This window comes from Legionella spiritensis, assembly GCF_900186965.1.
Lineage (GTDB): Bacteria > Pseudomonadota > Gammaproteobacteria > Legionellales > Legionellaceae > Legionella_C > Legionella_C spiritensis.
On sequence record NZ_LT906457.1, the window covers coordinates 2,085,561 to 2,096,329 of the forward strand.

Here is a 10,769-nt window from a genome sequence, read left to right on the forward strand (position 1 = left end):
CGCCAAAGTACGTATTACTATTATATACCCTCAAAAAATACAATTTGTATTATTAAAAATCAGGTCATATACTTACAATACAGTATCGACAAGGAAGCCCCCATGAAAAAGATGCTAATGATAACGTTTGTTATATTTGCAACAACAAGTCTTTCAGGCTGTGGATTTAATAGTTGTTGCAACAGCTATGACTACACGAACACCTACATGTCCACTACGGGATGCTGCGGATCAAGCAGTTGGTAACAAGAAATATTACCCGCATTCTCCCTCGGGGAGCGAGAATACGGGTATATGTATCATATCTCGTCAAGAACAGGACGTACTTCCGGCCTTATTTCTTTAAGGCGATTTTGATTATCTACAAAAACCACCGTAGGTTTATATTGCCGGCAATATTCCTCATGAAGCTTTATGAAGGTCGCTATGATAATTATATCATTTGGGGTTACCAGATGCGCCGCGGCGCCGTTGACACAGACAGAACCGGAGCCTGCCTCCCCCTCAATGGCATACGTTTCAAAGCGGGTGCCTGATGTAACGTTCCAGACGGCTACAGCTTCATAAGGAAGAATATCCGCAGCAGTGAGCAATTCCGGCGGAATGGTAATACTGCCTTCGTAATCCAAATCAGCATGGGTGACTCGCGCACGATGGATTTTAGACTTCAACATTTTTCGATAATTCATGTTACAACTCTTCAAAGTTTACAGGTTCCTTTTCGTCATGAATGCGAGTTTATTCCGCACAACTGTTAAAAACAATAGTTTCCTGTAGCCCGTGCCGAAATGCGGAACAACGTTCACTCAGGCGCTCACGCGTTCTCACGGCACAATCTTGGAATAAAACCCGCAATACGGCTGCAGGCCTCCTTGCGGCTACCGCTATTTTGTAAAAAAATGGTGCGAGAAAAATGTTGTTTACAGAACCCGGGCCCGGCGCACTTAATTTTTTATCGGTTGCAAAAACGCCCAATTAATCGGCACATTGATTTATCAATTAGCCCTGACTATCTTGCCCGGCAAAATCCGTACATAATTAAAGAGAATATCTGATTATTGTTATGGTTTTGTACTTGAACTGAACAATCAATAACGTGTAAACTGAACCCATAAAAATCAACATATCTTTTTTTACAGGAAGGTTCGGCTTTGGCTAAAATAATTGTAGTGACTTCAGGTAAAGGCGGTGTCGGGAAAACCACTTCATCCGCTGCAATTTCATCAGGTCTGGCATTGCTCGGACATAAGACGGTGGTTATTGATTTTGATATAGGTTTAAGAAACCTTGATATAATCATGGGCTGCGAGCGTCGAGTAGTTTATGACTTTATTAATGTCACCAATGGCGAGGCAAACCTCAATCAGGCGCTAATCAAAGACAAACGCATCCCAAATCTCTGCATTTTACCCGCTTCGCAAACACGGGACAAAGACGCTCTGACTATCGAAGGCGTTGAGAAAATTCTCAACGAGCTGGCCGAAGAGTTTGAGTTCATCGTATGCGACTCCCCGGCAGGTATCGAAACAGGCGCATTGATGGCCATGTACTTTGCCGATCATGCCATAGTGGTCACCAATCCCGAAGTCTCGTCCGTCCGGGATTCCGATAGAATTCTCGGCATACTGGCAAGCAAAACCAAACGAGCCATTAATAACGAAGAACCTGTTCAGGAACACCTCCTGGTAACACGATATGATCCGGAGCGTGTTGAAAGAGGCGAGATGTTGTCCGTTGATGATGTCAAGGAAATACTTGCCATTCCGTTAATTGGCGTCATTCCTGAGTCCAAAGCGGTTTTAAAAGCATCAAACACAGGAACCCCTGTTATTCTTGATGAAACCAGTGACGCCGGCCTTGCCTACAAAGACGCCATTACCCGGTTCCTTGGTGAAGACAAGCCCATGCGTTTTGTAAACAATGAGCGCAAAGGTATTTTGCGTCGGTTGTTCAGCAAAAACAAGGAGGATGTTCCAGCATGAGCCTATTCAGCTATCTGAGAAAGCGTACCAGTACCGCTTCCGTTGCCAAGGAACGGTTGCAAATCATTATTTCACACGAGCGTACGCAGAGAAATACGCCGGATTATCTGCCAAAGCTGCAGGAAGAAATTCTCAGCGTTATTGCCAAATACATCCCTATCACTCGTGACAAAGTCAGTGTCAATCTGGAGCGTATGGGCGACAGTGCTGTTCTGGAATTAAATGTCACCATGCCGGAAGAAGCACTGGAAGACGTGTGACATTGATTGCGAAATAACATATACGTTGGGCCATGGCCCAACACTGATGTTAACTAGTACCGTTCATAGACGGCAAATCGCAATCAGGAATGGCAATACCAGGGCGTGTCCTAGTTTAAGTCAAAGCTTACGCCGTTCTTTTTCCATGTGCAGAATTGGATAAGGATTCCCCTGTCCATCAAATTCCGAGCGATTAACAACGTTAAAGCCCATTTTCTCATAAAACTCCCGCGCTCTTGGATTTTGCTCATTAACATCAACTTTTGTTACACCCAGATGTTCAATAGCATATTGGCACAATGCGGAACCAATACCATGTCCCTGTACATCCGGCGATATAAAAAGCATTTCTATTTTTTGTTCAGCAATCCCAATAAATCCAATAATCTCACCTTCCATATTTTTGCTGCATTGAAGAAAAACCGCATCAAGATAATGATTCAGGATCAGCGGCTTTAGTTCATGGATTGCTTTATCGGGTAAAAATTCATGTGTCGCCCGGACAGATTTCTCCCATATCTCTATTAACTGTAAATAATCTTGTTTTCCAACATTACAAATTCGGTGTTTCATAAGCTTCATATTTCAATCGTTAACTCAAGCAACAAGATCCGGGTTTCGTACTAACGTCGCTGACTGGTTTATTATGCTCGTATACATGATCATTAAAATACGATCTGACCAATGTTCCATTATTAATATCGACTCTTGCTAATTCATAACAATGCTCTTTGTCTGATGACATGCCGCTCGGCAACAAACAGGATTCTAACGATTCATCATCAATTTCCACCTCAAAAACGACTGGTTTTTGTTGTATCGCCCCACTGCGATACAATTCATCGGTGATAACATGTAAACCATTATCCTGAATATGCATTTGGGCATTCTCTTGGCTTGTAAAAGCAAAAGGCAATATTTTTTCCTCGTCAATCAGATATTTTTCAAGCGCTTCAGGTGTATAAGTCATTTTTCTACTGTCATAAATTCCTCCAAGAAGTCCACCAAAATATCCATGAACCTTGACGGCTTTGTTGCAGGGAATCGATTTGCTGATAATAAAAATTTTCATGAGAGAATATTCCACGGTAATTATAATGCGTTTCATTTGATAAATTGAAGCATTTTAGAAGAATCGCAACAAGGTATGAAAAACGCGTATTAGTTTTGACAGGCGCCTGTCATTCCCGCGCAGGCGGGAATCTATGGCTAAATTGGCTCTGTGCTATATCAGGCATAAATTCCCGCCTGCGCGGGAATGACAAGAAATGGCACACTTTGTGCAATGCTACCTGTCAAAACTAAATGGAAACAGTGCCAGTGCCTCGTCAAAAAGGCAACGCCATAATGCGGGATAAGACTCACATTCACATGGATACTCAGATGATGGGCATAAAACCCGCAATACGGCCATAGGCCTTCTTACGGGCTACACGTCTTTTATTGAGCAGCAGAATCAGACTTGCTCCAGGGACAAATCATCTTTTTCAGCCGTTTTTTTCTTAACTTTTATCTCAGCGACGATAGACGGATTCATACGACTCAACTCATCATGGCTGAAATCATCTACAGCAATCACACCCTGTCTTGCCTCTTCCGCTTCCTTCAGACATTTCGCTTCCTCTTTCGTCAAAATGCCGGCCTGTTCCGCTTCTTCAATCTGCTCAATAACAGTCAATGATTGCAGCATGCCATCCTTCACCGCATGAGTTATTTTTTTCTCCAGAGAGGCTGCGGCATGTATTTTATGAAAAGCCGCTTCCAACTGCCCGACAGGACAATTCTCCAATGATTCCTTAAACACCAGACGGGTCAAGCGATCCCGGGATTCGTTTGGTTCAGTCAGCAGTTTTGCCAATTGCTGGCCAAGACGGTCCGAAGGCTGTTTTCTGATATTGCCGAAAGGATTAATCACTAATTTCAAGAATATTTTGGCCCATTTAGGTTTAAAATTAACCATAACACCCTGGATGGCCAAATCACATTCATGCAACAGATGCTGGCAGCACCACTCCACCAAAGGCAAATCCGCATCAGGTTCCCTATCATCGTGGAATCGCTTGAGAACGGCGGAAGCAAGATACAGATAGCTCAAGACATCACCCAGTCGCGCTGATATTTTCTCCTTGCGCTTCAACTCACCACCCATTACAACCATTGCAAAATCAGCGATAAACGCCAGATTGGTACTATAACGATGGATGTATTGGTAATATCGCTTCACGCGGCTTTCAGGTGCCCGGGTCAGACGACCATCCGTAAAAATAAAGAGCAGGGATTTGGTCAGATTTGCCAGAACAAAACCGGCATGTCCCCAGAATGCCCGATCAAACGCCACAAGATCGTTTTCCCGCACACTTTCAATTTCATGAAACACGTAAGGATGACAACGCACAGCGCCCTGGCCAAAAATAATTAAACTACGGGTTAATATATTAGCACCTTCCACCGTGATGCTGATGGGCGCATTCTGGTAGCCTCTTCCCAAATAATTTTTAGGTCCAAGACAGATCCCTTTACCACCGTGAATATCCATCGCATCCAAAGAAACCTTTCTCGCCCTTTCCGTCGTATGGTATTTAAGAATTGCCCCGGCAACGGAAGGTTTGGCGCCGTGGTCAATAGCCGCGGCCGTCATGGTCAATGCCGCATCGATCAGATAAGTATTGGCCGCGATGCGCGCCAGAGGCTCTTCTATTCCCTCAAAATTGGCGATAGCCGTATTAAACTGTTTACGGACTCGAGCGTAAGCGCCGGAAGCAAGCGCGGCAGTCTGTGTTCCACCCATTGAGCTTGAGGGAAGAGATATGGCTCGACCGGCACTCAGGCACTCCATCAGCATACGCCACCCTGTTCCGGCCATGGCCGCACCACCAATCAAACAATCCATAGGTACAAAGACGTCTTTGCCTTGCGTTGGCCCATTTAAAAAGCCCGTATTCAGAGGGAAATGGCGGCGTCCCTTTACCACACCTGGTGTATTAGCGGGAATCAACGCACAACTAATCCCGATATCCTGTCCCTTCCCTAAAATATTTTCCGGATCATACATTCTAAAAGCCAATCCTATGACTGTCGCTACCGGGCATAGGGTAATGTAGCGCTTGTTCCAGTTTAAACGAAGACCCAGCACTTCCTTGCCCTCAACCATCTGACGGCAAACAATACCGGTATCAGGAATGGATGCGGCATCGGAACCGGCGTTAGGCCCCGTCAAGGCGAAACAGGGTACTTCACGTCCATCGGCAAGGCGGGGAAGATAATAATCTTTCTGTTCCTTCGTTCCATATTTTAACAGCAACTCGGCAGGGCCAAGGGAGTTGGGTACGGAAATGGAGCTTGCCACGGTGACAGAGCGACCATAAACAATTGACAGCACCGTCATTTGAGCCGTTGCTGAAAAACCGAGACCACCATACTGTTTAGGGATAATCATGCCAAGAAATCCCTTGTCTTTAATAAATTGCCAGACTTCCGGAGGCATATCCGTGCGATTATGGGTTATGTCCCAGTCATCGATCATACGGCATAATTCCTTGACGGGACCATTAATAAACATCTGTTCATCAGAGGACAACGACACCGGCGGTGTTTTAAGCAGCTTTTCAAAATCAGGCGCGCCGCTGAACAAATCGCCTTCCCAGCTTACCGTTCCCGCTTCAAGTGCTTCCCTTTCAGTGGAAGACATCGCAGGCATGGCCTTGCTGATTATTTTAAACAGGCGCCGTGACAGCAGATTCCTGCGCAATGGCCGGATAACTCCCAGTAAAAGCACCGCTCCAAGTATGATAAGAATACTTTCTGACGGTAAACCCGGAGATCCATACCGGATATACAGACCCGTCAAAATAGCAAAACTTATTGTCCAGACAAGAATAGATGCTTGCCTTGCCAATAACCAAAGCGATATCCCTGTCACCGCTAAAATAATCAAACTCTGTAGCACGGTTTTCTCCTTTTATAATAAAAGCCACCCATCGCCCGAGCCTCGAACACCCTGGGAGATTAATTCTTACATGAACCAGATTAAAAATTCGGGAAAAGGACACATCCACTTCTTGTCAGCATGTTGTCTAAAGTATAGCATCCAGTGCCCTAATAATATGGTTTGCAACCAAATCAGGTTCTTCCATCGGGAGCATGTGCGTACCCTTCATTTTAAAACACCTGATATTAAAGTTATGTTTCATATAATGTACATCAAGCCGGCTGACCACATCACTATGAGAACCATAAATCAGTGCGGTCGGCACCGTTAGTTTTCCGGCGTATTCATATAAATGATGAGGAATGGAACGATAGATGGAATATTCAATCCGGCTGTCAAATACCAGATGAAACCGGCCATCATCCCCTTTTTTCAAACCAAATTCCATATAATCCTGCAAACAGGCTTCACTGAATGTTTTAAACAAGGGTCTGCTCTTGAGATATTGAATCAACTGTTGTTTATCATTCCAGATTTGCCTGCGTGTTCTGGTACGATGAGCCGGTGTCACTCTGTCGATAACACCCAATACCTTGGCCAGTTTTACCATATTGGATTTCAGACGCCCTAACAACGGCGAATCGATCATGATGACCGCTTTAAATAAAGAGGGCTGTTTAATGGCGGCAAGCATGCTCAAAACGCCACCGAGAGAATGACCTACCGCAATGACCGGTTCATTCGACTGCCTATGAATACTGTCAATCACTTCATCCACTAGATAAGGCCAGTTTTCAGTCACCGGATATTTGGGATTATGACCAATTTTCTCAATAAAGCAACAGGTAAAATGAGCCTCCTCCAGCGCATGGAACAATTGGCTGTAGCACAGGGAAGGAAAACCGTTACCATGGGCAAAATGAATGATTTCTTTCACTGTCTTGCCAGCTTATGACTTTCTCGTTTCAGGGAAATGACGGCAAAGCCAAAATAGGCTGCAAACAAAATTAATAATAGCAGACCAAAACCGTAAAACATGAAATTAAAAGTCAGCGCGGCAAGCAGCAAAAGAATTTGCGGCGTTGAAGAAACGGTCAGCAAGCGACAGGCCTGTCTGTACGTAAGTGAAAACTTCATGAATAATTTCGCAATCAGTTGCGCCATGAACGCGAATACGAGAAAAAATGCGGAATAGATCACAAAAAACATCAATACTATCGTTGGATAGACGGTTAGTTCCGATAAAAGCAGAAGGCGGTTGATTCCGGAGGAATTTGCCCACTCGGAACCATCAAACACTTGATTGGCCGAGTCGCTGATAGGCTGGACATAAACAGGACTGGCGGTGTCATCACTGGCCTGGGATAAATAAAATTTGGGCGTGGGGAGACGATAGATAATTTTATCTTTTGTAATCAAGACATACAAAGCGGGGAATTTGTTAGTCATTTCCTTGATTTTACCGGTTGTATCAACGATGGTGACCACCGCGCCGTTTTCATTGCGTATCATATATGGCATCGGTTTATCCAGAGACACCTGACCATTCTGAATGTAGAGTTTCGGCAGTTTTTTCAAGGGGTCGAGAAGCTGGGTATTGAAATATTCCCTGAAATCGATGGTCATACGCAAGGAAAACGGGAGCGTAATGATTACCAGCAGCAATAGCAGATAAAGCAAGCCCAATCCACGCCAGCGCTTACCGACATCGACATACAACCGATTGCTGTAGAAAGAAAGAACCAGCGCTTGCCAGTAGTTATAAACAGGTTTGTCAATCTCGCGAAGCGCCTTACCTTTCCTGCTCATCCCAGCCTCCCAACCTTTTTCCGGTTTCTTTATGAAACAAACTAACTTTATTGATCATCATCTTCACGGCCAAATCCGCTTCCTTCACTTCCGTGCTTGCGGATGTTTTGACCGCTATATAGGTTTGACCGCAATGACTTCGCACATGAATCAGTTTATCAGCTCCCATATTATCTACCAACTCAATACGTACGGGAATGGCGTTTTGATCACCTCGGCCGGTCAGCTCAAAATGCTCGGGCCTTACCCCCAGAATGACCCTCTCACCGCAGCGAACTCCTTCCTGCAAGACAGGTAAAGGATATTCGTTACCCATAATCGTAACAATCCGTTTATTGGCGAGATCAACCGTCGCGTCTAAAAAATTAATCGGGTAATGTCCGGTAAAGGACGCCACAAAAAGCGAAGCCGGCTGCCGATATAAATCCTGGGGTGCCGCGATCTGCTCCACCCTCCCCTGATTTAACACCAGAACACGGGACGCCATGGTCATCGCCTCGGTCTGATCATGGGTCACATACAGGCAAGTCGTCTGTAATTGCCGGTGTAATTTTTTAATTTCGTAGCGCATCTCGGTGCGGAGTTTGGTATCCAGATTGGATAAAGGTTCATCAAACAGAAAAACAGACGGTGATCGGACAATGGCCCGTCCCATGGCAACACGCTGCCTTTGTCCCCCGGATAACTCACCGGGTTTACGCTGCAGATAGTCCGAAAGATGCAGCATATCAGCGACATCCTGCACACGCCGTTGAATGTCGTTTTTTTTCATACGCCTCATTTTCAAGCCATAGGCCATATTTTGAAACACGGTCATGTGAGGGTACAGGGCGTAATTCTGAAAAACCATAGCCATATCCCGCCGGGACGGTGGTATTTCATTAACGCATTGTTCATTAATCAGGATTTTTCCTTGTGATACCGTATCCAGTCCGGCGACAAGACGAAGCAGGGTTGATTTTCCGCAACCGGACGGTCCAACCACTGCGACAAACTCCCCTTTTTCAATTTGCAGACTGATCCCGTCAAGAATAATGTGCTGTCCGTGTTTTTTACCGACATTAATCAGATTAACCGTGGCCATTAATGGATTAACCCCTTTTCAAACCAGCGTTGCATCATTACAACAATCAGGCATGGCGGCAGCATGGCAATTAAAGCGACCGACATAATATAATGCCACTGCGGAATCTGATCCGCCACCCCTGCCAGATAGCGTATACCCATAACGACGGTTGCCATATTACTGTCTGTTGTGATAACCAGGGGCCAGAGGTATTGATTCCAGCCGTAAATAAATAAAATGATAAACAAGGCGGCCATCTGGGTTTTTGACAAGGGAAGCAGAATATCACGAAAAAAACGCCAGGGGCCGGCGCCGTCCAGTTTGGAGGCGTCAACCAGCTCACCGGGTATGGTCTTGAAAAACTGGCGAAACAAAAACGTGGCCGTCGCCGAAGCCATGAGCGGTAACGTCAATCCCGCATACGTGTTGAGCCAGGAAAACGAGGCAATCACCTGAAATGTAGGCACGATCCGAACTTCCACAGGCAACATCATAGTCGAAAAAATAAGGGCGAAAAAAAATTTTTTACCGGGCAATCGGAAGTACACCAGTGAAAAAGCTGAAAAAACAGCCAGAATAATTTTACCGGTGGCTATCAGCGTCGCCATGATAAAACTGTTCAGCAGCATACGCCAGACCGGTTGCCCGCCGGTAGCGGCAACCCCTTCCAGCAACACGGTTTTGATATTATGAAACAGTTCCCCGCCCGGGAGGCGCGGCAATGGGGCCTGCATCATAGCCTTTGCGTCATGGCTTGCCGCGACAATAGCCAGATAAAAAGGCGTAAAGAGCAACGCCACGAAAAATACGAGTAGTAAATGTGCGGCTACTTGTCTTACCCGTGCCATCAGTAATGCACCTTTTTTTCAACATAACGAAACTGCAGTAATGTCAAACCGATAACCACCAGCATCAGCAAAACCGATTGCGCCGATGAACTTCCGGGATCCATACCGATAAATCCGTCCTTGTATACCTTGTAGATAAGCGTTGTCGTGCCGTTATCAGGCCCGCCGCTGGTCATCACGTCAATGATACCGAATGTGTCAAAAAAAGCGTAAATCAGGTTCATGATCAACAAAAAAAAGGTCGTCGGAGACAAGAGGGGAAAAACAATTTGCCAGAACCGTCGCCACGCACAGGCGCCATCCAGAATTGCGGCGTCTACGAGAGAGCGGGGCACAGCCTGGAGAGCGGCAAAGAAAAACAGAAAGTTATAACTGAATTGCTGCCAGCTTGCGGTTGCAATAACCACGGCAATAGCCTGTTTCTCATGAATGAGGTAATTAAAAGGCATCCCGAGGGAATCCAGGGCATTAGCCAACCATCCTAGAGACGGCTGGCAAAGAAATCGCCAGAGGATGGCCGCTACCGCAGGAGCCACGGCATAAGGCCACAATAATAGTGTTTTGTAAACATTGCGGCTTCTACAACGGCCATGAACAAGACTTGCCATCAATAAACCACTTCCCATCGTCAGGAGGGTCACAAAAAAAGCGATAATACCGGTAACCAGAACCGCTTTCCCATAGCCCGGATCGCGTAGTAAATCGGTAAAATTGGCCCATCCCGCAAATTGCTCACGCAAACCGAACGCGTCACCAAAAAACAGGGATTGAATGATCGCACCACACGCAGGCCAGATAAAAAAGGCCAGGGTCACGATGAGTTGGGGAACAATAAAAAAAAATGCCAGTTTTTTATTACGTGTATACTTAAGCATT

11 protein-coding genes are annotated in these 10,769 nt (G+C 45.5%); 2 read left to right on the top strand and 9 right to left on the bottom strand.

Annotated features, from left to right (window positions below; all coding sequences use genetic code 11):
• Nucleotides 1-299 precede the first annotated feature (299 nt).
• Nucleotides 300-689 (bottom strand): aspartate 1-decarboxylase, encoded by a 390-nt coding sequence (gene panD, locus CKW05_RS09355; RefSeq protein ID WP_058482891.1) that lies wholly within the window; start codon nt 687-689, stop codon nt 300-302.
• A 462-nt stretch (nt 690-1,151) separates the two neighbouring features.
• Here panD and minD point away from each other — a divergent pair, with 462 nt between their 5' ends.
• Both minD and minE read left to right on the top strand, forming a co-directional pair.
• Nucleotides 1,152-1,982 (top strand): septum site-determining protein MinD, encoded by an 831-nt coding sequence (gene minD, locus CKW05_RS09360; protein WP_058482892.1) that lies wholly within the window; start codon nt 1,152-1,154, stop codon nt 1,980-1,982.
• The gene (gene minE, locus CKW05_RS09365) at nt 1,979-2,242 is read left to right on the top strand and encodes a cell division topological specificity factor MinE (RefSeq protein ID WP_058482893.1); all 264 of its coding nucleotides are present in this window, start codon (nt 1,979-1,981) and stop codon (nt 2,240-2,242) included. The genes minD and minE overlap by 4 nt, the downstream gene beginning before the upstream one ends.
• Before the next feature lie 120 nt (nt 2,243-2,362).
• Here the strand turns inward: minE and CKW05_RS09370 are convergent, their stop codons facing one another.
• From CKW05_RS09370 to CKW05_RS09405, 8 genes are all read right to left on the bottom strand, one after another.
• Nucleotides 2,363-2,824 carry a GNAT family N-acetyltransferase gene (locus CKW05_RS09370; protein ID WP_231950432.1) on the bottom strand — a complete coding sequence of 154 codons (462 nt, stop codon included), beginning with the start codon at nt 2,822-2,824 and terminating at the stop codon, nt 2,363-2,365.
• 10 nt (nt 2,825-2,834) lie between these two features.
• Nucleotides 2,835-3,314 (bottom strand): hypothetical protein, encoded by a 480-nt coding sequence (locus CKW05_RS09375; protein ID WP_133141156.1) that lies wholly within the window; start codon nt 3,312-3,314, stop codon nt 2,835-2,837.
• Between the two features lie 384 nt (nt 3,315-3,698).
• Entirely contained in the window at nt 3,699-6,188 is a 2,490-nt protein-coding gene (locus tag CKW05_RS09380) for an acyl-CoA dehydrogenase (RefSeq protein WP_058482895.1), read from the bottom strand.
• A gap of 127 nt (nt 6,189-6,315) precedes the next feature.
• Complete coding sequence (locus tag CKW05_RS09385; RefSeq protein WP_058482896.1) at nt 6,316-7,107, bottom strand: alpha/beta fold hydrolase; 792 nt, start codon at nt 7,105-7,107, stop codon at nt 6,316-6,318.
• Complete coding sequence (locus CKW05_RS09390; protein ID WP_058482897.1) at nt 7,104-7,979, bottom strand: DUF1189 family protein; 876 nt, start codon at nt 7,977-7,979, stop codon at nt 7,104-7,106. Before CKW05_RS09390 ends, CKW05_RS09385 begins: the two co-directional genes overlap by 4 nt.
• Nucleotides 7,963-9,063, bottom strand: coding sequence for an ABC transporter ATP-binding protein (locus CKW05_RS09395; protein ID WP_058482898.1), 1,101 nt, complete (start codon nt 9,061-9,063; stop codon nt 7,963-7,965). Before CKW05_RS09395 ends, CKW05_RS09390 begins: the two co-directional genes overlap by 17 nt.
• Nucleotides 9,063-9,893, bottom strand: coding sequence for a sn-glycerol-3-phosphate ABC transporter permease UgpE (gene ugpE, locus CKW05_RS09400; RefSeq protein WP_058482899.1), 831 nt, complete (start codon nt 9,891-9,893; stop codon nt 9,063-9,065). Before ugpE ends, CKW05_RS09395 begins: the two co-directional genes overlap by 1 nt.
• Entirely contained in the window at nt 9,893-10,768 is an 876-nt protein-coding gene (locus CKW05_RS09405; RefSeq protein WP_058482900.1) for an ABC transporter permease subunit, read from the bottom strand. Before CKW05_RS09405 ends, ugpE begins: the two co-directional genes overlap by 1 nt.
• Between the last annotated feature and the right edge of the window lies 1 nt (nt 10,769).